The sequence below is a fragment of the Photorhabdus sp. RM96S genome, from assembly GCF_042879335.1.
Lineage (GTDB): Bacteria > Pseudomonadota > Gammaproteobacteria > Enterobacterales > Enterobacteriaceae > Photorhabdus > Photorhabdus kayaii.
Genome location: NZ_JBHFKT010000007.1, coordinates 140,864 through 164,949 on the forward strand (window position 1 = coordinate 140,864; position 24,086 = coordinate 164,949).

Genomic DNA, 24,086 nt, shown 5'->3' on the forward strand with positions numbered 1-24,086 from the left:
ATCAATTAAAATCCTCAGACAGCACATTCTCTTGGACGCCGGCGGTAATAGCCCGGTTAATAGCCGTATAATTAGCAATTCTTCGACAATTATTTTCCTGATAACGGAATAAACGATTCACCAAGTGAACCGGCAAAAGATATTCCATTTTTGTTCCTGTTTTTTTAATAAGCGCCTTTGATTTTGTGCAATTTTTTATTGGCCTACACTGAATTTCACAACTAAATAAAAATGGATTTATTGAATATATTCACTGGCATGAATGCTAAATCCCTGCTGTATTTTGTCCATTTTGAATTAATATCCAATGTAAATTATTTCACAAATAATTAAGTAATTAGCAAGACAAACTAAACCTCCTGTTCCCCAATTAACACCCAATTTACTTTGATAATTCTTTGAAAAATGGACCTATCCGCATTCCAATAGGAAACAGATTTCACCATAAAAAGACATTATTTATCATTTGGTTACATTGATTAATGTATATTTATACACATAAAAATTATCAACTAGTCTGATTACATATTATTTTATAATAATCAAATTATACAACTAATGTAAACGTTAATTACATTTAACACCGACATGAAACAATTTCAAACCAAAACTAACTTCCACATATATTGTTTTGTCATAATGAAATAATACGAACAATGTATACATTAATTACACTCAATATCATCAATAAATAATTTTAAATTAAAAATAGATTATTTGTTTATTGTTCCAAAATAAAAAAATCACACCATTAATTACTTATTCAAATGTATTTGACTTATTATATATACCCTATGGATTTCAAGATGCATCGCGACGGCAAGGGAGTGAATCCTAGGGAGCATAGGTAACTATGTGACCGGGGTGAGCGAGTGCAGCCAACAAAGAGGCAACTTGAAAGATGACGGGTATAATAGAAAAATAGTAAATTAGGAACTCCAACCACTAGTTAAATCAGCTCATATTGATATGGTTTCCCCAAAAATCAGGTTATTCGTAAAACGAATATTGCCAGCTTGAAAGGGTTTGACGTCAACCAGAAGAGAGGAAAGTGCACATTGAACGAATAACCGCATCCAGTCAGATGCGGTTGTGTTTTTGTGTTATGAAAGCGTTATGAAAGGATGAAATCAGCCTCTGTCAGCGGCTCTCCAACGATCTTCACCCCAAAACCATCTTGAGATAATTCTCCCCCCATATTAATAACGAAATCATTTACCTTGTTAACGCTATCATAGCTGATCACGGCTTCCCCAATAGCGCCAGTGAATTCCTCGACAAACTTAATAGTGCCTTTTCCTACTTCATCCAGATCGAACAATGACACATCAATCTTGTCCTCACCGGAAACAAAGTCATGAATCCAATCACGCTCAAGGAAAGGTGACTCCTTGGCGTTCAAGTAGACAAATGTATCTTTGCCTTCCCCACCCCAAAGATGATCTGCTCCCAGCCCACCGTAGATGATGTCATCACCTGCACCACCCTTCAGAGTATTATTGGCATCATTCCCTATCAGAATGTCATTACCACTGCCACCCATCGCATTTTCAATCGTGACACCACGGGCGACAGAGATGTTTCCTTTCAGACCACCCACATCCGAGAAAGAGGCTTCATTCAAGTTAATACGTTGATCTTGAGTAAAACCAGAGAAATCAAAGGTATCATTACCACCCGCATCCCAGGCAGTGAACACGAGTTTGCTATTGGCATCTTTTGCCGTAAAGAAATCGCGATCTGTGTTGGAATTAAAACCATATACCGTGTCATCGGTACGGGTAGTATTATTCACGCCATACACCGACTGAATGGCAGAAATATCGTTAAGTAATGGCGCGGCGGAATAAATACCTTTAAAATCTTGCCCGGTATTTTTTTCACTGAAATAACCCATGACGGTATAAGCACTACTATCTTCAAAATAGGTAGCGCTTTTCTTGTAAGTCGGAATTATCTTATCAGATGCATCATAATCAGCCGGATGATCCAACCCCAGTGTATGGCCGATCTCATGAGTAAATGTATGGCGACCATAACCATTCACGCCAATATCATTTTTTAAGAAAGTACGGCTTTCCGCGTTATACCAAGTTCCTACTTGTTTAAAACCTGAATTCGGCATCTCAGCAAACGCATAATCATCTGTTAAACTAAAATCAAAGAAACCAAAAGTGATATTCGCTTCCTTGATATCATAGGTTTCGGTGAATTTAATATTCGCGACATCAGCCCAAGATTGAATTGACAGCTTTGCAGCAGCTTTCTGTTCTTCATTAAATGCTGAAAATCCAGAAATAATCCACGGCATATCATCTGGTTCACTCTCCAGGAAGTTATACGTTAATTGGAAAGTTTCAGATTTGTCATCACTCTGATGCCCCCAACGGTAATCACTGCGGATTAATTCTTTCGCCGCATCTTTACTGGGCTCATGCCTAACGACAATATTAGGATCTTTACCTGGAATATAAGCCTGTAGCCAGGTCAATACCTCGTTTACCTTTGCTGAACCACTAACTTCTTCCAAATATGAAACTTTCCTCTTTACAGACATATATTTCTCCATAAGTTCAAAGCTTAGATATATACCCGTTATCCTTCAAGTTGCCTCTTTGTTGGCTGCACTCGCTCACCCCGGTCACATAATTACCTATGCTCCCTAGGATTCGCTCCCTTGCCGTCGCGATGCATCTTGAAATCCATAGGGTATAAAACCTTTCTATTTAATTAAACACCTGTCAATAAAACCTATACACAATGGGCTATCCCGGCCACGCAATTAAAAATCCCTACCCATAAAAGTAACACTAAAGCTAATTACGTAAAAAATAATTAACATATTTTTTTAATATAAACGTGATAAAAATAGCATAAAACAAATAAACAATTGTTTTATATAACATAGATATTTAAGACAGAAAATATTGCTAATTTTTAACAATATTTTCTTTTAAAATTATTATCTATTTAACTATTTATGTGGTGAATTTCAAAAATTTTATAAAATCATTTATTAATAATTTTATTAAGTAACTATTGGAACAAGTCGAAAACAAAGAAAACAAGTATTATCAGATAATACTTTATCTATTATGTAAAGTTTTTCCCTGAGAGAATTAAATTATATTTATTGTAAAAAATGGAAATGTCAATTGAGAATAATTTGATTTATTTAAAAGACAAGAAGTTAATATATGATGGAGGCACTGAGTTATTTACAGGTTATCAGGATTTGAGTTTATTTGTTTCGTTATTATCTTTGGTATTGAATTTTACTATCATTTTCTTTATAAAAAATATCTCTATTTCATATTATTCTTTTGATTTTTAGTTTATTATTTGCAATTACCGATTTAATATTGTCTTATTATATATAAAAAATAAAACTAGATTGTAATTATATCTTTATGATTTTTAGTTTATTTTATCCATTCGAGTTAAAAGAAAAATTTATAAAGTAATTATTAAAATTATTTTTTGCAAAAAAATATTTAATAAGAGTAATTAAATCACGCGATCATCAAGGTCTGAGCCCTGTATTTTACTGGACTCAGACTCTCTAATTTTTACTTGAATCAGTAATGGTTGTGGTAATAAATAGGAGACTTCAATTCTACCGACAACTATTTATCACTCGCTAAACAGTCACTTATTCATTACCGGAATGCTTCCACGTAACCAACTGCCTAATTTACGCTGGTAAAATGGCTGCGTATGCTGAATCAAATAATGGCTGATGCCACGCTCTTTTTCATCAACCAAACAGAAGTCAATCGGCTCTTCTTCCGATGTGTATTCACAAGCAATAGTGCCCGCTTCATGGATCAGTTGTTCAATTTCGTCTGCGGTGCCATTTATTTCCAGTCCAATTAATAAATTGGGGTTTTCATCCACATTTTTATCATGAGTTTGTATGATAAAAGCACGGCGAACAGGTTTACGTTGGCTAAATAAACTGACCAAAGCTTCAATGAGCTGCGAAGGATATTCTTCCGGTTGGCTAAGTGTTATTTTACTACCACTTGGAACATCAATCTCAACCGAAACTAATTCACTTAATGAACCCATAAAAATCTCCAATCAGTTTTTTAGATAAAATAAATTTATTTCGCCTTCGCCAACAGCAAATTAGCAATCGAACGAACCCCATAACCCGTTGCACCAGCGGACCAATGTTCTACCGCAGATTTACGATAAGTTGCCGAGCAATCAATGTGAATCCAACCTTTTTGGTATTCTTCCACAAAATGAGACAGGAAAGCCGCCGCAGTACTGGCACCCGCAGTATGCGATGACCCAGCAACGTTGTTCAAGTCAGCAAAATTCGATGGCAGTTGGCTACGATGGAATTCAGCCAATGGTAAACGCCAGAATAGTTCATTCTCAGATGCAGCCGCCGTCAACAGATCAGCCGCCAGTTTGTCATCAAAGCTGAGTACAGAGTGGTAGTCATTACCCACAGCCGTTTTCGCCGCTCCGGTCAAGGTTGCCGCATCAATGATTAACTTCGCTTTTTCTCTGCTGGCATCAATTAAACCATCAGCCAACACCAGACGACCTTCCGCATCCGTATTCATCACTTCAACAGATTTGCCATTGCGGTAACGAATAATATCACCCAGTTTAAAGGCGTTACCACTGACCATGTTATCCGCTATGCAGAGGAACAGTTTAACCCGTTGTTTCAAGCCACGACTGATTGCCAGTGCCAATGCACCTGTCAGAGTGGCTGCTCCCCCCATATCCGATTTCATGGAATCCATAAAGGAAGATTGTTTCAGGCTGTAGCCGCCAGTATCAAATGTGACGCCTTTACCTACCAGGCAGGCAAATACCGGCGCTTGTGGGTTGTCAGTTGGGTTGTAATCCAACGCCAATAAGATCGGATCACGAGAAGAACCACGGCCAACGGTGTGAATACCCATATAACCCTGTTCACGTAAATCTTCGCCTTTAATGATGCGATAACTGACTGACTCACCAGCCATACCACACATCAGATCAATCGCACGCTTCGCCAATTGTTCCGGCCCAAGCTCTTCCGCTGACATATTGATGGTGTCACGCACCCAATCAATAATTTTAATTCTGCTTTCCAGCTCCTGTTTTTCAGCCGCGGGCAATTGAGGCCATTCGATAGAGCGATTACCTTTTGGCGCACGGAACCCTTGCCAGAAAGCCCAACTTTTCTCCAAGTCCCAACCTTCGCCAACCAGAGCCACATGACGAATTCCCTGCCCGTCAATTTTACGCCCGGCACATTGAACCGCCCCTAATTTACCTTTACCAACCAGGTGAATCATCACCCCTTGCTCACTGGAACTAATCAGCGCTTTTTCACCCCAGCAAGCTGCTGCTGGTTCATAAGACAGTGTTATTGGCATGATTTGTTTGGTCATTCTTTTCTCACCTCTTATTATTACCGCTTAATGGCAGTAAGGAGCTTATTCAAGCTTCTATACCCGTTATCTTTCAAGTTGCCTCTTTGTTGGCTGCACTCACTCACCCCGGTCACATAGTTACCTATGCTCCCGGGGATTCGCTCCCTTGCCGTCGCGATCCATCTTGAAATCCATTGGGTATTACCTACATAATTCTTCGCCTGCCCGATATTCATCCTACAAAAAAACCGGCCAAAGCCAGTTTTTCAGAAGTTCAGCCTAACTTAAAACGATGACAGATAAATAACAAATTAATGCTATTTGTTATTCAAATTCATCCAACCAAACGAGCAGAATCGCTTCTAAAATCTTTTCATTGGATTTCTCAGGCACATCATCAAAATCGTCCAGCTCGCAAACCCACTGGTGCATATCAGTAAAGCGAACCGTTTTTGGATCTACCTCAGGAAATTTGTCATATAGCGCTTCACCGATTTCACGGCTATTGGACCATTTCAGGCTCATTTATTTTTCTCCTGCCAATCAGTGCTCAGTGCTCACGGGCATGGTTAATGGTGTATTTGGGAATTTCTACCACTAAATCTTCATCAGAGACTCTAGCTTGACAACTCAGACGACTTTCCGGCTCTAGCCCCCAAGCTTTATCCAGCATGTCATCTTCCAGTTCAGAGCTCTCTTCCAGTGAATCGAAACCTTCACGAACAATGCAATGGCAAGTTGTGCAAGCACAGGATTTTTCACAAGCATGCTCAATTTCAATCCCATTGCGCAATGCAACATTCAGAATGGATTCCCCCTCTTTGGCTTCCAGAACTGCGCCATCAGGGCAAAGATCGTTATGAGGTAAAAATACAATTTTCGGCATAATTAAATCTCGTCCACAGAATGGCCCGCCAACGCCCGACGAATAGATGAATCCATCCGGCGTGCAGCGAATTCCTGCGTTTGCTTATCCAGTTGTTTAATTGCGTTTTCAATAATTTCAGGATCATTGCCCTGAACGCTTTTTATAAGTGTTTCTACGGCCGCATCAATTGCCGCCTGTTCTTGTTCATTCAGTAGATCAGCATCTTTTTCTAACGCACTGGTGACACTTTCCAGTACCCGTGCCGCTTCCACTTTTTGTTCTGCCAGTTGGCGCGCACTGATATCTTCCTGAGCATTTGCCATAGAATCTTTTATCATACGAGCAATTTCTTCATCAGATAAGCCATAGGAAGGCTTCACCTGAATAGAAGCTTCGACGCCAGTGGATTTCTCCAACGCACTGACATTCAGCAAGCCATCAGCATCGACCTGGAAAGTGACCCGGATATGGGCCCCACCAGCCGGTAATGGCGGAATACCACGTAGGGTAAAACGGGCCAGTGAACGGCAATCACTTACCAATTCTCTTTCCCCTTGCACTACATGAATACTCATTGCACTCTGGCCGTCTTTGAAGGTGGTGAATTCCTGCGCTTTAGCAACCGGAATGGTCGTGTTACGTGGGATAACTTTTTCAACCAAGCTCCCCATCGTTTCCAACCCAAGTGAAAGAGGAATCACATCCAACAACAACATGTCGCTATCTGGCTTGTTACCCACCAGAATATCCGCCTGAATCGAAGCCCCCACAGCCACCACTTTATCTGGATCAATGGAAGTCAGCGGTTCGCGGCCAAAAAATTCGCTAACTCTATGACGAACCAGCGGTACACGGGTTGAACCACCCACCATAACCACCTGTAAAACTTCATCCGCAGAGACTTCTGCATCTTTCAATGCCCGGCGGCTTGCCAGTAAAGTCCGTTTTATCAATGGGGTTATCAGGGCTTCAAATTCGCAACGGGTGATTTTACCCTGCCAACCGGCAATGTTTATCTCTGCAATATCAGCATCACTCAAGGCGATTTTTACCTGAGTAGCCATATCCAGTAGCTGACGTTGCAGACTATGGTCATCTCGATTATCAATCCCTGCCTGTTCACGTATCCAGTCAGCCAGTATCAAATCGAAATCATCACCACCCAGTGCGGTGTCACCACCGGTTGCCAGCACTTCAAAGACACCACGGCTTAACCGAAGAATAGAAATGTCAAATGTTCCGCCGCCTAAATCATAAACCGCAATCACACCTTCTTGACCAGAATCCAGTCCATAAGCAATCGCAGCCGCAGTCGGTTCATTAAGCAAACGCAGAACGTGCAATCCGGCTAAACGCGCCGCATCTTTTGTTCCCTGACGCTGTGCATCATCAAAGTAGGCAGGAACCGTGATCACAACACCGTCAAGCTTACCATCCAGTGTTTCTTCTGCACGCTGCGCCAACGATTTAAGAATTTCAGAAGAAACCTGAATAGGATCGACCAAACCCGTTGCGGTGTTGATTAACGGCAACCCGCTTTCACTCGCTTGAAATTGATAAGGAAGATTTGGATAACGTTGCTGAATGTCAGCCAGAGAGCGTCCCATCATACGTTTTACTGAGCTGATGGTATTCGCAGGATCACACGCCGCCTGTTGACGGGCCTGCCAACCAATTTCAAGGCCCTTTTCATGATAGCGAACAACCGAAGGAAGCAGGTCACGATCTTCACTATCCGTCAATGTTTTCGCTTGCCCACCGCGAACAGTGGCAACTAATGAATGTGTCGTGCCTAAATCAATACCAACAGCTAAACGACGTTGATGTGGTGCAGCGGATAAACCCGGCTCGCTAATTTGTAATAAAGCCATATACGCTTTCCTTAAAAGTCGTCCAATAAACGTTCTTCTAGTTGCTCAACCTGCTGTTGCAATTTATCCAAAAAACGTAATTTACGCACCGTATCGGCTGCTTGCTCCCACTGCTGTTCATCCAATTGCTGCACCATTAGCTGATTACGGGTTTTAATCATCCCATTCAGGCGAGTAGCAAAATCAGCCAATGCCACTTCTGCATTGGTTTCACTGGCAATACATTCCAATTCTTCCCGCAACATAAGCTGTTCCATCAGGAAAGCATTGTCATTCATGGTGTGCTGTTCATTGGCTAAATCAAAACCATGCAGAGAGAGCATATATTCAGCGCGTTTCAGTGGATGTTTAAGTGTTTGATAACCGTCATTGATAGTCACTGCCTGCTGCAATGCCAGCGTTTTTTCACGCTCTGGCTGACTAGCAAAGCGATCCGGATGAAACTGACGCTGCAATTCTTGATAACAGCTTGCCAGTTGTTCTCGATCAACAGCATAACGAGCCGGCAGCCCAAATAAAGTGAAATAGTCCATAATCTAAACTTACTCTGGATTTGGCCGAAAAACGGAATTAAACGTTAAAACTCTCTCCACAACCACATTCGCTGGAAACATTTGGGTTGTTGAATTTAAAGCCTTCATTAAGGCCCTCTTTAACAAAATCCAGTTCCGTACCGTCGAGATAGACCATGCTCTTGCCATCTATGATAACTTTGACACCCTTATCTTCAAACACGGTGTCATCTTCGTTAATCATATCGGCAAATTCAAGCAGATAGGCCATACCTGAGCAGCCTGATGTTCTGACGCCCAGACGCAAACCAACACCTTTTCCACGGTGACTCAGGAATGACGAAACGCGTTGTGCGGCACTTTCTGTAAGGGAAATTGACATACAACAACCTCACTTATTAAAACCAGCAAAGGCGGATACCGGATGGTATGTAACAGCCCGTATCCACCAAATTTTTTTCTATTTTCTTATTATCAAGGGCAATTATTTGCCCTGGCATTTACTTTTGTAATCCGCAATCGCTGCTTTAATCGCATCTTCTGCCAGAATAGAACAGTGGATTTTCACTGGCGGCAGTTCTAATTCATCTGCAATTTCAGTATTTTTAATCGCTTCTGCCTGCTCCAGAGATTTGCCCTTCATCCATTCAGTGACTAAAGAGCTGGAAGCAATCGCAGAACCGCAACCGTAAGTTTTGAAACGCGCATCTTCAATAATGCCTTCATTATTGACTTTGATTTGCAGTTTCATCACATCACCACACGCAGGGGCACCGACCATGCCGCTGCCAACCATTGGATCTTCACTATCGAAAGAACCGACGTTACGTGGATTTTCATAGTGATCAATTACTTTTTCGCTGTAAGCCATGTTATTACTCCTGAAACCCTCTGATTAATGATGAGACCATTCGATACTATTTAGATCCACACCTTGTCTAAACATTTCCCACAGTGGAGAAAGTTCACGCAGGCGGCCAATAGATTTGTGAATCAATTCAATGGCGTAGTCGATCTCTTCTTCTGTCGTAAAGCGCCCTAAAGAGAAACGGATAGAGCTGTGAGCCAGTTCGTCATTCATCCCCAACGCACGCAATACGTAGGAAGGCTCCAAGCTGGCAGAAGTACATGCAGAACCCGAAGAAACCGCCAGATCTTTTAATGACATCATCAGTGATTCACCTTCAACATAGTTGAAGCTGACATTCAGAATATGCGGTGCACCGTGCTCTAAATCTCCGTTAAGGAAGACCTCTTCGATATCTTTGATACCCTGCCACAGACGCAACCGCAGACCAAGCAGACGCTGAGATTCACTCTCCATTTCCTGCTTGGCAATACGGTAAGCTTCACCCATACCCACAATTTGATGAACAGGCAAAGTACCAGAACGCATCCCACGTTCATGACCGCCACCATGTTGTTGTGCTTCAATGCGAATGCGGGGTTTACGGCGAACGTACAGTGCGCCAATCCCCATCGGCCCATAAATCTTATGGGCCGAGAAAGACATCAAATCAACTTTCAGTTTGGCTAAGTCAATTGGCAGTTTGCCTACGCTCTGAGTGGCATCAACATGGAAAATGATTCCGCGGCTGCGACACATTTCACCGATAGCGGTAATATCCTGTACCACGCCAATTTCATTGTTAACATGCATGATAGAAATCAGAATGGTGTCATCACGCACCGCGGCTTCCAGATCGTTTAAATCAATCAACCCGTTGCTCTGAGGTGCCAAATAAGTGACTTCAAATCCTTCACGTTCCAATTGACGGCAAGTATCCAGCACCGCTTTATGTTCGGTTTTGCTGGTGATGATGTGTTTACCCTTTTTCTGGTAAAAATTAGCCGCCCCTTTAATGGCAAGATTGTCAGATTCCGTTGCGCCAGAAGTAAAAACAATTTCTCGCGGATCCGCTCCCACTAAATCAGCTATCTGATTACGGGCAATATCAACCGCTTCTTCAGCCTGCCAGCCAAAACGGTGTGAACGAGAAGCGGGGTTACCAAATATCCCGTCCCTAGTCAGATAGTTCATCATCTTTTCAGCAACACGCGGATCAACCGGTGTCGTTGCTGAGTAGTCTAAATAAATTGGTAATTTCATTACTCACATGCTCCCTACTTCTAATACTTCAATTCATCACAAGTTCTGCTTATGGGCGCAGATTGACATTAATTGTTTCTTGTGCTCTGCCGTTAGGTGCACGGCGTTTATCGTTATCCTGGCGATCAGCAACGTCCAATACTTCTTGGTTATTGACTAATTCTTCTAAACTGATACTGCTCAGGAAACCGGTAATACGATCACTTAAATCGCGCCATAAAGTATGAGTCAGACAACGATCGCCGCCCTGACACCCTTCCCTACCCTGACAACGGGTAGCATCTACCGATTCATCAACAGCAAAAATCACTTCGGAAACAACAATTTCACTGGAATCTTTGCCCAATAAATAACCGCCACCCGGACCACGGACACTTGAAACCAGACCATTTTTGCGCAGGCGAGAAAATAACTGTTCAAGATAGGAGAGGGAAATACCCTGACGTTCAGAAATGTCGGCCAATGGTACCGGGCCTTCTTGTGAGTGCAACGCCACATCAAGCATAGCAGTTACCGCATAACGCCCTTTAGATGTCAATCTCATAAATGAATTACCCCGTGGTGAAATATGAAGAAATTGTGTCATTCCTGAGTGTTTTAGTCAACTATTTAACCTAGTAATTTACTCAACTATTTCTTCGCCCATTTTTCAACGGAGGACAAGATACCACGCAAAATATTCAGTTCCTGCGCTTCAGGCCGGGCACGGGTAAAAAGCCGCCTTAATCTATTCATTATTTGGCCTGGGTGTGCTTTTCGAATGAAACCAGAATCATTTAACACAGATTCGAGATGATGATAAAAGCGTTCCATATCATCAGTTAATGGATATTCCACTTCATCGGTTTTTTGCTCATTTTTATCCTGACGCGCCAAATAGGCCATACGGATTTCATAACTGACAAGTTGAACCGCCATTGCCAGATTTAATGAACCATACTCCGGGTTAGTTGGAATATTCAGATGATAATGGCACTTCTGCAATTCTTCATTGGTCAACCCTACCCGCTCACGGCCAAAAACAATGGCAACCGACGCATGTGCAGCCTCCTGAACACTACGCTCACCACATTCACGAGGCTCGACCACCGGCCATGATAACGTTCTGGAACGGGCGCTGGTACCAATCACCAAGCCGCAACCCGCCAGCGCTTTATCCAAACTATCGACAATCGTCGCATGACCAATAACATCACTAGCACCCGCAGAAAGCGCAATCGCATGAGAGTCTGGCAGAACCAAAGGATTAACCAGATAAAGATTGGTTAATCCCATTGTTTTCATTGCCCGGGCGGTTGACCCCATATTTCCAGTGTGGGAAGTTTCAACCAGGATAATGCGGATATTTTCTAACATGACAACTTCTGAATAGTCTGGATAGTTATAAGAGCCAAATATCTTAACACAGCATTAGTCATTTTTCCGAATTACTGCTATACTACGCGCCGATTAATTACCCGTTCTTTAACATCCTGGTGGAAGATATCCCATGCATCCGATGCTGACTATCGCTATACGCGCAGCGCGTAAAGCCGGCAACTTAATTGCCAAAAATTATGAAACTCCCGATGCGGTTGAAGCTAGCCAAAAAGGCAGTAACGACTTTGTTACCAACGTTGACAAAGCCGCAGAAGCACTCATTATCGACGTTATTCGCAAATCTTATCCTAAACACTCGATTATTACCGAAGAGAGTGGCGAGCTTTTAGGCGAAGAGGCTGATATTCAATGGGTAATCGATCCACTGGATGGCACGACTAACTTTATCAAACGCCTCCCTCACTTCGCCGTCTCTATTGCGGTACGCATTAAAGGCCGTACTGAAGTTGCAGTTGTTTATGACCCAATGCGTAATGAGCTTTTCACCTCAACCCGTGGTCAAGGGGCGCAGTTGAATGGCTACCGTCTGCGTGGTACCAATGCCCGTGATCTGGATGGCACTATTCTGGCAACAGGTTTCCCATTCAAAGCAAAACATCATTCCACTGTTTTTATTAATACTTTGGGTAAATTATTTGTTCGTTGTGCTGACTTCCGTCGTACAGGCTCCGCTGCTCTGGATTTGGCTTATGTTGCGGCTGGTCGGGTGGATGGTTACTTTGAAATTGGCCTAAAACCGTGGGATTTTATGGGTGGCGAACTGCTAGTTCGCGAATCTGGCGGTATCGTAACTGATTTCGTTGGCGGTCATAATTATATTCATTCCGGCAACATTGTTGCAGGTAATCCACGCGTTGTTAAAGATATTCTGGCTGAAATGCGTGATGAATTATCAGAAGCATTGAAACGTTAATTCCAGTAAATTCTATACCCTAAAGATTTCAAGATGCATCGCGACGGCAAGGGAGCGAATCCCCGGGAGCATAGCAAACTATGTGACCGGGGTGAGCGAGTGCAGCCAACAAAGAGGCAACTTGAAAGATGACGGGTATAGCAACAAAGACCGTTGTTACTCCACTAACCAGTAAACAGCTTCATAAGGCTGTAGCTGCATATCTTTTGCAGGTAAATGGTTTTCAGGATAGTTCCCCATCAATTTAACCCATGAGCAATCGGATAAAGAAGCGTCCAGCGACCATTCCTGCACTTCAACACTGAGATTAGCAATAACCAACAACGTCTGATTTTCCCAACGACGCACATAGCACCAAAGAGAAGGATGAGATGGTAATAAGTCTTCATAGCTGCCATAAGTCAATACAGGATATTCCTTACGCAACTTGATTAAACGGGCATAACAATGAAAAACTGAATCATCATCCTGCATAGCGTTTTCAGCATTCACATCCTGGTAATCACTATTCAGCGCTATCCACGGCTCCCCTTGAGTAAACCCTGCATTAGCAGTCGTATCCCACTGCATTGGCGTTCGCCCATTATCACGAGATTTCTTCGCTAAGACCGATAAGATTTGTTGTTTATCATTGCCCTGCTCAATCTTCTCTTGATAAATATTTAAACTTTCTATATCCCGGTACTCTTCAATATGAGAAAAGTGAGGGTTAGTCATTCCCAGCTCTTCCCCTTGATAGATATAAGGGGTTCCCTGCATACCATGCAGTACCATTGCTAACATTTTAGCGGACGGCACCCGCCAAACACCTTCACCGCCAAAGCGTGAAACAATACGGGGTTGATCGTGATTACACCAGAACAGCGCATTCCATGCCCGTTCGTACATGCCTTGCTGCCACTTGGCAAAAATTTTCTTCAATTCAATAAAATCGGGTGGCGCTGCAACCCATTTTTCACCATTAGGGTAATCGATTTTTAAGTGATGAAAAGCAAAAACCATCGACAACTCTTCACCATCTAATGAAGAATAGCGATGACAATGTTCCAGTGAAGTAGAAGACATTTCCCCGACGGTCATCACTCCGGCAGGCTGGAATACCTCTCTGTTCATTTCTTGCAGAAATTCATGAATACGCGGGCCATCAGTGTAGAACTGACGCCCATCCCCCTGAGTTGATTCAGGGAAGTCTTGCTGCTTAGAAACCAAGTTAATGACATCCAGACGGAAGCCATCAACACCGAGGCCAGCCCAGAATTCACAAATCTTTTTCAGTTCAGCCCGTACTGGCTCATGTTCCCAATTTAGATCAGCCTGCTCAACAGCAAACAGGTGCAAATAATACTGTTTGCTTGCTTCATGCCACGCCCAAGCATTACCACCAAATTTCGATAACCAATTATTAGGCGGGGTTCCAGGTACCCCATCCCGCCAAATGTAATATTGCCGATAAGGGCTATCAATATCTTGCGCTTGTTTAAACCAAGGATGTTGAGTCGAGGTATGGTTGAAAACAATATCCACGATGACACGGATATCACGTTGATGTGCCTCATCAACCAAACGCTTAAAATCATCCATTGAGCCGTAAGCCGGATCAATCGCATAATAATCAGCGACATCATAACCGTTATCTACCTGTGGTGAGAGGTAAAAAGGCGTCACCCAAATAGCATCTACGCCCAGTTTCTTCAAATAATCAAGCCGGTAAGTAATGCCATTAAGATCGCCTGTTCCGCTACCCGTAGTATCCTGGAAACTCTTAGGATATATCTGATAGATGACGCCTTGTAACCACCACGGAATGATTTTGTCCATCAAAAACACCTTATTAATATATTTCCTGAATTGAATAACCACATGGTTATACCCGTCATCTTTCAAGTTGCCTCTTTGTTGGCTGCACTCACTCACCCCGGTCACATAGTTCTCTATGCTCCCGGGGATTCGCTCCCTTGCCGTCGCGATCCATCTTGAAATCCATAGGGTATATTTTTATATCTGTTACTTGTGAAGATTTAACAGCATTATTCAACAGCTAACATACCGGTCATATTCTTCTTTCGATAAACAACGGTCGTGAGAATCAACGGAACAATGATGGCGACAAGCATAGCTAATGCGTAAATTAGCCAAAATTGCGGTTTGATCGAAAGAATACCTGGCAGCCCACCCACGCCAATACCGTTTGCCAATACACCACTCAACCCACAAATCAACCCAGCTAAACCGGAACCAATCATGGCACAGAACATAGGAAATCGATATTTAATGTTAATACCGTACATTGCCGGCTCAGTAACGCCCAAATAAGCGGAGATAGCCGCAGGTACGGATAATTCACGTTCATTATGCTTCTTACTGACTAAAATAATACCAACAACCGCCGATCCCTGAGCAATATTGGATAATGCAATAATAGGCCAGATCGGTGTTCCACCTATACTTTGAACCATCTGCATATCTATGGCTAATGTGGTCTGATGTATACCGGTAATCACCAACGGCGCATAAAGGAATCCAAATAAAGCTGCACCAATAGGAGCAAAACTTCCGGTCATCAACGCCTTAACAACCCAAGCTACTCCATCACCAAGTAACCGACCAAATGGCCCAATAAGACTATGTGCTAAAAAGGTTGCCAATATTAACGAGACTACTGGAACAATCACCAAATAGAGATAACTAGGAACCACCCGTTTTAACTGAATTTCAATCCACCCCAAAGTAATACCCGCCAAAAGTGACGGAATAACCTGCGTCTGATAACCCACTTTTCCAATCGTGAACAGGCCGAAATTCCATATATCAGGGATTTGTTGCCCTAAGTAATAAGAGTTCATTAATTGCGGCGAGACCAGTGTTATTCCCAATACAATGCCTAATATCGGTGTTCCACCCATCATCCTAACCGCCGACCAACAAATACCCACTGGCAGATAGAAAAATATTGCCTCTCCTAGCAGCCATAAAAAATCATATATCGTTTTCCAAATAGGATATATTTGAGCTAAAGTTTTGCCTTCACTAAAAGGAATATCACCAATAATGTTACGGAAACCTAGAATAAGCCCACCGCTAATTAATGCTGGTAAGAGAGGAAAAAATATTTCCGCAAACTTAGAAATGAAGCGCTCTTGCCATTTCATGTTTTTCTTCTCAACCTGCTGTTTATCTTTTTTATTCAATTCAGATTGACCAAGATAACGATTTAAAACCTGATAATAATCACCAACATTCGTACCTATCACTACCTGGAATTGCCCTGCATTGGTAAAACAGCCTTTAACCATCGATAAATTCTTTATCTCATCCGGCTTGGCTTTAACTGGTTCAACTAATATAAACCTCAATCGGGTAATACAATGAGTTACACTGGCTATATTTTCACAACCACCGATTAATGTAATTAGTTTTTCTATATCTTTAGAATTTATTTTGTTTTTCATAATAGCCAGTCATCATAAGTTAGTATCAATTACTAATTAGCATGCTTAGTAAACTAATTTTATCCTAATATCATTTGGTTATGCTTGTCATGGGAACGTTCCCAAAAATGGGTTGAAGATCACATTGAGACGAAAATATTTCTTATTTTTAAGCCAACTTACTCGGAATGATTACTTGTTGTTTTGGGTATTGACGATTTATTTGAGAAATTAATTGATCAACCGCATATTTACCCGCCTCACCATAACCCAAATCAATGGAAAGCGTGTTGGGGTATAAAAAATTCAATAAAGGTGTATTACCAATGCTACCTATTTGTACATCTTCCCGATTATTTTGCTGCAAATATTTATATGCACCTAATGCCAAACTATCGGTTGCACAGATTAAAGCTGTCGTTTTCTTTCTCAATACCTTATTAACATGCTGAAACCCACTCTGATAGCTTAAATCACATTGAACAGCAAGCGGACGCAAATCTTGCTGTTCACAACAAGTTAGATAAGATTGATGGCGAAGAAAACCTGTCGTGGTATCACTATCATCTACGCCAAGAAAACTAATATCTCTGTGCCCCCGCCGATAGAATTCATTCATCAATAAACGGACAGCACCAATATCGTCATAACATACAGAAGAAAAACCCATATATTCACGGGCAAATACCACTATTTTGTCACGCCAAGGGAAGAGGGACTCTTCTGACAATCCAGTAAAACCGAACAAAATAATGCCATCTGCATGACGTAATGCCAACTGACGTAGATGTTCCTGTAAAAGCTGTGGATCAAAATTGCTTTCCATAATAATGGGGTCGTAACCATGCTGGTAAAACAGGGGTAACATGGCACTTATCGATAAATTCTCTGAGAAAGATCCCAGACGCGACACAATTAAGGCAATGATTTTGTCACTCTTTATTCGCATCGCTCTTGCTGATTTAGATGGAATAAAATTATTTTGTTGGATAATCATTTCAACTCTTTCACGTGCTTGTGGGCTTACACTATTCTCATTGTTTAATACTCGCGAGACAGTTGATTTACTGACATTAGCCAAGCGCGCGATATCTTTTATTGTTAATTTATTCAACATGATATCTCATAAAAATCTTATTGAGGTATTTAGTTTCTTACAAAAATATTGTAAGAAACTAAATGTATATTGTTAATAATTATGAGCTTTAACCTGTGGTCGTAAGAAAATAGCAGGAAAAGCAACCAAAGCCATCATCCAGAAAATGCCACTGTGCAGATAATCATACATAAATCCAGCAATTACCGTCATGACAGCGATACCTCCCCCCATTGCCAACGCAGAATAAGCCGCCTGTAAACGCACAATTTCCCCTTCTCTTCTCGCACCGATAAAACGCATCGCTGCCAAATGGCAGACAGTGAACGTACCACAATGCAAAATTTGAACGATAATTAACACCGGTAATGAGGTGAATGTTCCCATCAATCCCCAGCGAACAACGCCACATATACCAGAAAGCAGCAAAAGATTACGAGCATTCCAACGCCGAAATAATTTATTACTCAAAGTAAAAATAATAACTTCAGCCACTACGCCCAATGACCAGAGATAACCGACTACCGAGGCAGAATAGCCTGCATTTTTCCAGTAAATCGCACTGAAGCTGTAATATCCCGCATGAGCCGCCTGCAATAAAGCGACACATAACAGGAACCGACATACCGGTTTTTCAGACAACAACTGCTTAAATGACACAACATCCACTTTGGCGGATTTGACTTCACCAACAGGCATGATAGAGGGCCTAAGTAATGTCACCAACAACGTAGAGAAGACGCTAAACAATATCGTGATGAGGATGGCACGATGTCCCCAGACAGAGATCAATTCCCCGGTTAATGCTGAGCTGATAATAAAGGCAATTGAACCCCAAACCCGTATCTTGCCGTAATCAAAAGGAAATTGTTTTTGCCATGTTCCCGCCAGCGCATCACTCAATGGCATCATCGGCGAAAAAAATAGATTGAAGCCAACCATGACGAACAGGAGCCACGCCCAATGATTTCCTAATGTAAAGCCAACGATGAAAATAAAGGTTATCAATGCTGATATACGTAGCGCAAAAATAAGTTTTGCGGGATCTTTAACTGTAGGTGCGATTAATAAACTGCCCAAGAAACGGGAAATCAAACCTGCACCCAATAGAACCCCTATCATATCGTGCTCTATACCTTCACCCTGTAGCCAGGTTGCCCAGAAAGGTAAAAATATCCCGTAAGAAAAGAAATATGTGAAGTAATCTAACGCTAGCCAGCGCGTCGATCGAATAACCATTAGTCCTCCCTGGTAAAAAATGCAAAAAACCCGCCCTTACCTAACTTGATTAGCTCAAGAAATTAAGATACTGAGAGTTATCTTGAAGTAGATATTCCCCGGGGGAAAATCCACGCATCACTCCTCAATATCCCACTTAAGCAAACAATGTTAGCCGGAGCAGGTTTTGTAAGACTTATTGAAATTTTAATTTATGCGTAAACAGGATATCTTGCGCAAATAGACAGAACTTTCTGCTTAGTTGTTTCAATAGTCGCTTCATCATTGATGTTGTCCAATACATCACACATCCAGCCAGCCAATTCACGCGCTTCTGCTTGTTTAAAGCCACGGCGGGTAATCGCAGGCGTACCGATACGCACACCAGAAGTTACAAATGGGCTCTTCGGATCATTAGGCACGCTATTTTTGTTTACCGTAATGTTAGCTCGACCCAACGCAGCATCGGCATCTTTACCAGTGATGTCTTTATCAACCAGATCCAGCAGGAACAAATGGTTCTCTGTACCGCCAGAAACGACTTTGTAACCACGTGCCAAAAACACTTCAACCATCGCTTTCGCGTTATCAGCAACCTGATGTTGATACGCTTTGAACTCTGGTTCCATTGCTTCTTTCAATGCCACCGCTTTGCCTGCAATCACATGCATCAGGGGCCCACCCTGACAGCCAGGGAACACTGAAGAGTTCAGCTTCTTATACAGATCTTCGTCGCCGCCTTTCGCCAAGATCAAACCACCGCGTGGACCCGCCAATGTTTTGTGCGTCGTGGTAGTCACGATGTGAGCATGAGGAACTGGGTTAGGATATACTCCTGCGGCAATCAGGCCGGCAACGTGTGCCATATCAACGAACAAATAAGCACCAATGCTGTCTGCAATTTCACGCATTTTTGCCCAGTCAACCACACCGGAATAAGCCGAGAAACCGCCGATAATCATTTTTGGCTGATGTTTTTGAGCTTGTGCCGCGATATCGTCATAATCGATTTTGCCGTTTTCATCGATGCCGTAAGGCACAACGTTATATAACTTACCAGAGAAGTTAACCGGAGAGCCGTGGGTCAAATGACCGCCATGTGCCAAATTCATCCCCAGAACCGTATCGCCCGGTTGCAACAAAGCCATATAAACTGCCGCATTTGCTTGAGAACCAGAATGTGGCTGAACGTTGGCATAATCAGCACCAAACAGCGCCTTAGCACGATCGATAGCTAATTGTTCAACAACGTCTACATATTCACAACCACCGTAATAGCGTTTACCCGGATAACCTTCGGCATATTTGTTAGTGAGTTGAGAGCCCTGTGCCTGCATAACTCTTGGGCTGGTATAGTTTTCAGAGGCAATTAATTCGATATGTTCTTCTTGACGAACAACTTCTTGCTCCATCGCCTGCCATAGTTCGGGATCATAACTAGCAATATTCATTTCACGCTTTAACATTGGGTTCTCCTGACTCAGCTAACTTCTCTTCAAACAACACCCCAAGGGGCCGAATGGCACACAGTGTAAACCCTTTTCACCTAATGAGATAGTCTTGACAAAATATTTTACGCAAACGATTGCATATCGATTGCAAGCAAAGTATCTGCTCTAAAGTAGGGTAATGAAAATTACGCTCCATTTTTCCTCTTTGTCAGAATTTACGGCCTAAAGAAGTCCCTCCCTTAGTACAAATATCCATTATGACTATTTTTTTACCATAAAGACCACATTCTATATTTACAAGATCCCCAAAAAGGTATAAGTTGCATTTAAATTACATGTTATAAATTTCATTACCCACTTGAAAGAAATTCAGGAGCTTCACCATGCTGGATAGCCAAACTATTGCCACTGTCAAATCCACTATTCCCTTACTTTCTGCTACTGGCCCAAAACTGACTGCTCATTTTTACGAGCGGATGTTCAAACACAATCCTGAGTTGAAAAACATTTTTAATATGAGTCATCAACTTAATGGCGATCAACGTGAAGCTCTGTTCAATGCGATCTGCGCCTATGCAGCCAATATTGATAACCTAGAAGTACTACTGCCGGCAGTGGAAAAAATTGCTCATAAACACGCCAGTTTGAATATCCAACCAGCGCATTATCAGATTGTCGGTACGCACCTATTGGCAACGCTGGATGAAATGTTCCAGCCAGGAAATGAGATTCTGGATGCTTGGGGAAAAGCTTACGGCGTGCTCGCTGATGTTTTTATCAATCGTGAAGAGCAAATTTATCATAGCGGAGAATCAACAGATGGTGGCTGGCGTGGCTTACGTCCATTCCGTATCAGCCGGAAAGAGGTAAAAAGTGAGGTAATTTGCAGCTTTGAATTTGTGCCACAGGATGGCGGGAAAGTGATGGATTACAAACCTGGTCAGTATCTGAGCATTTATCTGGCAGATGATAGTTTTGCTAACCGAGAAATTCGCCAGTATTCACTGACGGCAGCCCCAAACGGTTCCAGCTACCGGATTGCGATTAAACGTGAGCCACAAGGAATCGTTTCCAACCATATGCACGATAAGATGCAACAAGGCGATACCGTCTGGCTGGCCGCCCCACGCGGCGATTTTTTCCTTGATATTAAATCAGAAATGCCGGTTACTTTGATTTCTGCGGGCGTTGGCCTGACTCCCATGATGAGCATGTTGCATCACCTCCACCAGCAAAACCATAATAGCCAAATTAACTGGTTACATGCGGCAGAACACGGCGGCCATCACGCGTTTAGTAATGAAGTCGCCGCGATTGCGCAAGCAATGCCGAATTTCGACAGCATAATTTGGTATCGCGAACCAAGGGATGAAGATCAACAAGGTATCCATTATCAATACAAAGGTTTTATGGATCTGGCCGTTCTGAATGAGGCATTGAAAACAGAAGGAATGCACTTCTATTTCTGTGGTCCAGTTCCCTTTATGCAATATGTAGCGAAACAGTTATTGGATATGGGAATAGATGAACAATTTATTCACTATGAATGTTTTGGCCCACATAAAGTGATTTAAATTTTCAACTTCATATTACGGTGATAATAGCCAATAAAGTGAACTGAACAGACACTATCTTTAATTTATGGGCTCCTATATTCAATATTCATGTGTATTGAACGTGATTAGTGTGACTGAAAAAACCAATTCATCACTATTCTAGAGATCTTATGGAGTTTGCTTATCGTGGAGCCCGTCTTATTGGACGTCAGCTCCATTGATTTCAAAAGTCATGGGTAAATTTAGCGCCTATCCCAATAGGAGTAATTGTTGCAGACAGTTTGAACACGGACAGCGCGGAAAAACCGGAGCGTACACGTAGTACGTGAGGATTTTGAGCACTGCCCAGGTTCAAAATGGCAAATAAAATAGCCCTATTGGGATAGGCCGTTACTCTGACTGGCAATCAATTTTGCTCTACAAGCTGTTTGCATTCCTTCAAGCGCAATAGGTTTTCCTTTATATTTTAAAGAATCAGCACCCTGAATAATAGGAAAAACACCTTTGCATTGGGGACACGCGACCAAATCTTCTTTACCTGCTATAGGAATACCATTGTGAGTATATTCATCAATAGCGGTAATAACTTTACCGCCATGATCTGTCGTATCACCTAACAGAATAACTGCTTTTAACATGAAAGTTCTCCATCGTTTTTCAATTGTAAATAATATCCCCATTAAACCTCGGTAATTAATGGCAGTAATCCCAAATTGACCAACTGTATTTCAACATCATTAGACTTATCAATATCATCCTGATTTCTTCCATCAAAAATGCCTTTTTTGGTAATAATCAGAGTTCCTATCTGTTCATTATTTTGATACACAGGAAGCACATCTTCCGCCATAGGCAAGTAAGATTTATCAATAATACGGGGCTGGTAAAGCATCCAACCGACGCTTAAGCGATCAGGGAAAACCTGTTTGCTTTTTAAGGTATATTCATTCGACTCTACCTGAATATTGGGTAAATTGCGGCTTAAGGCCAAATAGCTAACCAAATTAATTAACCGCAATACATCAAGTTGATGACTGTCAATATTTAGACTCAATTGCAGCCAAACCCAGTTAGGACGAACACTTGGCATTTTGCTATAATCTATGCCGCTAGATAATTCATCCTTTTCACCATCCCATATGCCAGTAATAAGCGCCGGAAAGTTTTTTTTGTAATCTTTTTCGAAACTTTTTATAGCAGCTTCAGTTGGCCCCTGCTCATCAAACACGACATGTTGCAGAGCTAGTTTTCTAGAGTAACCTGTTAAATACCAAGTCTTCTTCTGCCCAAAAAAGATATCAATTTGCCGTGTGATATTAAACAAGTCCATTAATACCGTATTCGCGGTAATGGTTTCCTGCTGTTGGTAATACACATTGATTTCTAAACGGATTATCGCCATGTTGACCTCGGATTAAACTAAACTGTCGCAGGGGGTATAGTGGACATTAATATTTTTATGTTTACTAAACAGTACCTTAAAATATCCATAACTGATTGGTTGCAAAAAGTGCCATTCCACGTGAGGTGTCCCCTCTAGTACATCACAAACCGTTTGATGCCTTTCTGCTTGATTTCTAGCTGAATAACGTCCTCTCCACCATCTTTTAGGTTTATTATCCTTAAAAAACTGGTCATACCGCGCTTTGGCCTCTAGAAATAAGCAATATGCTGGTCGCCAACCATCAAAGGTCACTTTCAGGCATTGAAACTCTTGGATCATTTGTGTGGCCGGGTCATATTTAGTTTTAGCAATAAATCGCTGATAATTAATCGTGATAGCGCTCCAGCGACTAACCTTGCGATATTTTTCACTCGTCACGGGAATAGCAAGGCAAGCCTTGCACTCTTTTTTAGTTTCCGTTTTTTCACACTCTTCCGTCTTAGACTGGGCTTTAGTCTGAACCGCACTGGTATCAACGGATTCTTCCCCTAAATCATCGTCCTCCCAAAAATCCGCATGGGCTTCAGCACTCCAGACGATATTTCGATCTTCGTCGGTGATTTCAGGGCTTATCACAAAATCCGTTTTCTTATGGTGAATGTCGTCATCGTCTATAACGGATTTATCTTTACCGGCTTCCATGATACCGACTGCAATTAATACCCCGGCACAGGCGCTTGCGACATATTCAGCCGCTCCCACTGCAACAGGGGCTAATAATGGTATTGGCATATTAACGTCTCCTGGTTAGCTTATTTTTTGCAATACAAAGAATATCTTTAAACTGCTGCTCGGATTTTTGATCAGGGGATTCCAAGGCTGTCTTGATTGGCAAAGAGTGCTGAAGATCAGGGT

At 42.0% G+C, this 24,086-nt stretch carries 22 protein-coding genes and 2 pseudogenes; 2 read left to right on the top strand and 22 right to left on the bottom strand.

Features of this window, described 5'->3' with window-relative positions; translation table 11 throughout:
• Nucleotide 1 precedes the first annotated feature (1 nt).
• The 14 genes and pseudogenes from ACGF49_RS06495 to trmJ all read right to left on the bottom strand — a co-directional run bounded on the left by ACGF49_RS06495 (nt 2) and on the right by trmJ (nt 12,101).
• Nucleotides 2-148 carry a hypothetical protein gene (locus ACGF49_RS06495; RefSeq protein ID WP_158536515.1) on the bottom strand — a complete coding sequence of 49 codons (147 nt, stop codon included), beginning with the start codon at nt 146-148 and terminating at the stop codon, nt 2-4.
• A gap of 966 nt (nt 149-1,114) precedes the next feature.
• Complete coding sequence (gene prtA / locus ACGF49_RS06500; protein WP_113041717.1) at nt 1,115-2,557, bottom strand: serralysin; 1,443 nt, start codon at nt 2,555-2,557, stop codon at nt 1,115-1,117.
• 1,091 nt (nt 2,558-3,648) lie between these two features.
• Nucleotides 3,649-4,041, bottom strand: a pseudogene (locus tag ACGF49_RS06505) (enhanced serine sensitivity protein SseB C-terminal domain-containing protein); the annotation flags it as partial.
• A gap of 65 nt (nt 4,042-4,106) precedes the next feature.
• Entirely contained in the window at nt 4,107-5,402 is a 1,296-nt protein-coding gene (gene pepB, locus ACGF49_RS06510; protein WP_113041714.1) for an aminopeptidase PepB, read from the bottom strand.
• Between the two features lie 20 nt (nt 5,403-5,422).
• On the bottom strand, nt 5,423-5,620 hold the full coding sequence (locus ACGF49_RS06515; protein WP_146748067.1) for a hypothetical protein: 198 nt from the start codon (nt 5,618-5,620) through the stop codon (nt 5,423-5,425).
• An 88-nt stretch (nt 5,621-5,708) separates the two neighbouring features.
• Nucleotides 5,709-5,909: a Fe-S cluster assembly protein IscX gene (iscX, locus tag ACGF49_RS06520; RefSeq protein WP_113041713.1), complete on the bottom strand. Its 201-nt coding sequence runs from the start codon at nt 5,907-5,909 to the stop codon at nt 5,709-5,711.
• A gap of 25 nt (nt 5,910-5,934) precedes the next feature.
• The gene (fdx, locus tag ACGF49_RS06525) at nt 5,935-6,270 is read right to left on the bottom strand and encodes an ISC system 2Fe-2S type ferredoxin (RefSeq protein ID WP_036779209.1); all 336 of its coding nucleotides are present in this window, start codon (nt 6,268-6,270) and stop codon (nt 5,935-5,937) included.
• Nucleotides 6,271-6,272: 2 nt separating this feature from the next.
• Nucleotides 6,273-8,123, bottom strand: coding sequence for a Fe-S protein assembly chaperone HscA (gene hscA, locus ACGF49_RS06530; protein ID WP_387490209.1), 1,851 nt, complete (start codon nt 8,121-8,123; stop codon nt 6,273-6,275).
• A gap of 11 nt (nt 8,124-8,134) precedes the next feature.
• Nucleotides 8,135-8,656 carry a co-chaperone HscB gene (gene hscB / locus ACGF49_RS06535; protein ID WP_113041711.1) on the bottom strand — a complete coding sequence of 174 codons (522 nt, stop codon included), beginning with the start codon at nt 8,654-8,656 and terminating at the stop codon, nt 8,135-8,137.
• Nucleotides 8,657-8,693: 37 nt separating this feature from the next.
• Complete coding sequence (iscA, locus tag ACGF49_RS06540; RefSeq protein WP_113041710.1) at nt 8,694-9,017, bottom strand: iron-sulfur cluster assembly protein IscA; 324 nt, start codon at nt 9,015-9,017, stop codon at nt 8,694-8,696.
• 102 nt (nt 9,018-9,119) lie between these two features.
• Nucleotides 9,120-9,506 (bottom strand): Fe-S cluster assembly scaffold IscU, encoded by a 387-nt coding sequence (iscU, locus tag ACGF49_RS06545; protein WP_112876332.1) that lies wholly within the window; start codon nt 9,504-9,506, stop codon nt 9,120-9,122.
• A 24-nt stretch (nt 9,507-9,530) separates the two neighbouring features.
• Nucleotides 9,531-10,745, bottom strand: coding sequence for an IscS subfamily cysteine desulfurase (locus ACGF49_RS06550; RefSeq protein WP_387490214.1), 1,215 nt, complete (start codon nt 10,743-10,745; stop codon nt 9,531-9,533).
• Nucleotides 10,746-10,794: 49 nt separating this feature from the next.
• On the bottom strand, nt 10,795-11,289 hold the full coding sequence (iscR, locus tag ACGF49_RS06555; RefSeq protein ID WP_113041708.1) for a Fe-S cluster assembly transcriptional regulator IscR: 495 nt from the start codon (nt 11,287-11,289) through the stop codon (nt 10,795-10,797).
• Nucleotides 11,290-11,375: 86 nt separating this feature from the next.
• Nucleotides 11,376-12,101, bottom strand: a complete 726-nt coding sequence (gene trmJ, locus ACGF49_RS06560; RefSeq protein ID WP_262978163.1) for a tRNA (cytosine(32)/uridine(32)-2'-O)-methyltransferase TrmJ — start codon at nt 12,099-12,101, stop codon at nt 11,376-11,378.
• A gap of 133 nt (nt 12,102-12,234) precedes the next feature.
• Between trmJ and suhB the strand changes: the two genes are divergently transcribed.
• On the top strand, nt 12,235-13,038 hold the full coding sequence (gene suhB, locus ACGF49_RS06565) for an inositol-1-monophosphatase (RefSeq protein WP_214052948.1): 804 nt from the start codon (nt 12,235-12,237) through the stop codon (nt 13,036-13,038).
• A 156-nt stretch (nt 13,039-13,194) separates the two neighbouring features.
• On the opposite strand, the gene treC is transcribed toward suhB, so the two are convergent.
• The 5 genes from treC to glyA form a co-directional block, all read right to left on the bottom strand.
• Entirely contained in the window at nt 13,195-14,856 is a 1,662-nt protein-coding gene (gene treC, locus ACGF49_RS06570) for an alpha,alpha-phosphotrehalase (protein WP_387490247.1), read from the bottom strand.
• Nucleotides 14,857-15,065: 209 nt separating this feature from the next.
• Nucleotides 15,066-16,487, bottom strand: a complete 1,422-nt coding sequence (gene treB / locus ACGF49_RS06575; RefSeq protein WP_262978161.1) for a PTS trehalose transporter subunit IIBC — start codon at nt 16,485-16,487, stop codon at nt 15,066-15,068.
• A 148-nt stretch (nt 16,488-16,635) separates the two neighbouring features.
• Complete coding sequence (gene treR / locus ACGF49_RS06580; protein WP_387490220.1) at nt 16,636-17,583, bottom strand: trehalose operon repressor TreR; 948 nt, start codon at nt 17,581-17,583, stop codon at nt 16,636-16,638.
• 72 nt (nt 17,584-17,655) lie between these two features.
• Entirely contained in the window at nt 17,656-18,801 is a 1,146-nt protein-coding gene (locus ACGF49_RS06585; RefSeq protein WP_113041702.1) for a 3-phenylpropionate MFS transporter, read from the bottom strand.
• 191 nt (nt 18,802-18,992) lie between these two features.
• A complete protein-coding gene (glyA, locus tag ACGF49_RS06590; protein ID WP_113041701.1) occupies nt 18,993-20,246 on the bottom strand; it encodes a serine hydroxymethyltransferase in 1,254 nt (417 codons plus the stop codon).
• Between the two features lie 365 nt (nt 20,247-20,611).
• On the opposite strand from glyA, the pseudogene hmpA reads away from it, so the two are divergent.
• A pseudogene (hmpA, locus tag ACGF49_RS06595) lies at nt 20,612-21,805 on the top strand (NO-inducible flavohemoprotein); the annotation flags it as partial.
• A 356-nt stretch (nt 21,806-22,161) separates the two neighbouring features.
• Here hmpA and ACGF49_RS06600 read toward each other — a convergent pair.
• From ACGF49_RS06600 to ACGF49_RS06610, 3 genes are read right to left on the bottom strand one after another with little or no spacing between them, the layout of a single operon-like run.
• Complete coding sequence (locus ACGF49_RS06600; protein ID WP_113041699.1) at nt 22,162-22,425, bottom strand: PAAR domain-containing protein; 264 nt, start codon at nt 22,423-22,425, stop codon at nt 22,162-22,164.
• Between the two features lie 41 nt (nt 22,426-22,466).
• Entirely contained in the window at nt 22,467-23,189 is a 723-nt protein-coding gene (locus ACGF49_RS06605; RefSeq protein WP_113041698.1) for an Imm52 family immunity protein, read from the bottom strand.
• A gap of 12 nt (nt 23,190-23,201) precedes the next feature.
• Complete coding sequence (locus tag ACGF49_RS06610; protein WP_228900786.1) at nt 23,202-23,963, bottom strand: restriction endonuclease fold toxin 5 domain-containing protein; 762 nt, start codon at nt 23,961-23,963, stop codon at nt 23,202-23,204.
• Nucleotides 23,964-24,086: the final 123 nt, after the last annotated feature.

Excerpts from the sequence above, each read along its gene's own strand:
- iscA (WP_113041710.1), bottom strand. The coding sequence starts at position 9,017 with ATGTCAATTTCCCTTACAGAAAGTGCCGCACAACGCGTTTCGTCATTC.
- ACGF49_RS06605 (WP_113041698.1), bottom strand. The coding sequence starts at position 23,189 with ATGGCGATAATCCGTTTAGAAATCAATGTGTATTACCAACAGCAGGAA.
- iscR (WP_113041708.1), bottom strand. The coding sequence starts at position 11,289 with ATGAGATTGACATCTAAAGGGCGTTATGCGGTAACTGCTATGCTTGAT.
- hscB (WP_113041711.1), bottom strand. The coding sequence starts at position 8,656 with ATGGACTATTTCACTTTATTTGGGCTGCCGGCTCGTTATGCTGTTGAT.
- glyA (WP_113041701.1), bottom strand. The coding sequence starts at position 20,246 with ATGTTAAAGCGTGAAATGAATATTGCTAGTTATGATCCCGAACTATGG.
- iscX (WP_113041713.1), bottom strand. The coding sequence starts at position 5,909 with ATGAGCCTGAAATGGTCCAATAGCCGTGAAATCGGTGAAGCGCTATAT.
- treR (WP_387490220.1), bottom strand. The coding sequence starts at position 17,583 with ATGTTGAATAAATTAACAATAAAAGATATCGCGCGCTTGGCTAATGTC.
- ACGF49_RS06550 (WP_387490214.1), bottom strand. The coding sequence starts at position 10,745 with ATGAAATTACCAATTTATTTAGACTACTCAGCAACGACACCGGTTGAT.
- ACGF49_RS06600 (WP_113041699.1), bottom strand. The coding sequence starts at position 22,425 with ATGTTAAAAGCAGTTATTCTGTTAGGTGATACGACAGATCATGGCGGT.
- ACGF49_RS06515 (WP_146748067.1), bottom strand. The coding sequence starts at position 5,620 with ATGAATATCGGGCAGGCGAAGAATTATGTAGGTAATACCCAATGGATT.
- pepB (WP_113041714.1), bottom strand. The coding sequence starts at position 5,402 with ATGACCAAACAAATCATGCCAATAACACTGTCTTATGAACCAGCAGCA.
- prtA (WP_113041717.1), bottom strand. The coding sequence starts at position 2,557 with ATGTCTGTAAAGAGGAAAGTTTCATATTTGGAAGAAGTTAGTGGTTCA.
- iscU (WP_112876332.1), bottom strand. The coding sequence starts at position 9,506 with ATGGCTTACAGCGAAAAAGTAATTGATCACTATGAAAATCCACGTAAC.
- ACGF49_RS06585 (WP_113041702.1), bottom strand. The coding sequence starts at position 18,801 with ATGGTTATTCGATCGACGCGCTGGCTAGCGTTAGATTACTTCACATAT.
- fdx (WP_036779209.1), bottom strand. The coding sequence starts at position 6,270 with ATGCCGAAAATTGTATTTTTACCTCATAACGATCTTTGCCCTGATGGC.
- trmJ (WP_262978163.1), bottom strand. The coding sequence starts at position 12,101 with ATGTTAGAAAATATCCGCATTATCCTGGTTGAAACTTCCCACACTGGA.
- hscA (WP_387490209.1), bottom strand. The coding sequence starts at position 8,123 with ATGGCTTTATTACAAATTAGCGAGCCGGGTTTATCCGCTGCACCACAT.
- ACGF49_RS06610 (WP_228900786.1), bottom strand. The coding sequence starts at position 23,963 with ATGCCAATACCATTATTAGCCCCTGTTGCAGTGGGAGCGGCTGAATAT.
- ACGF49_RS06495 (WP_158536515.1), bottom strand. The coding sequence starts at position 148 with ATGGAATATCTTTTGCCGGTTCACTTGGTGAATCGTTTATTCCGTTAT.
- treC (WP_387490247.1), bottom strand. The coding sequence starts at position 14,856 with ATGGACAAAATCATTCCGTGGTGGTTACAAGGCGTCATCTATCAGATA.
- suhB (WP_214052948.1), top strand. The coding sequence starts at position 12,235 with ATGCATCCGATGCTGACTATCGCTATACGCGCAGCGCGTAAAGCCGGC.
- treB (WP_262978161.1), bottom strand. The coding sequence starts at position 16,487 with ATGAAAAACAAAATAAATTCTAAAGATATAGAAAAACTAATTACATTA.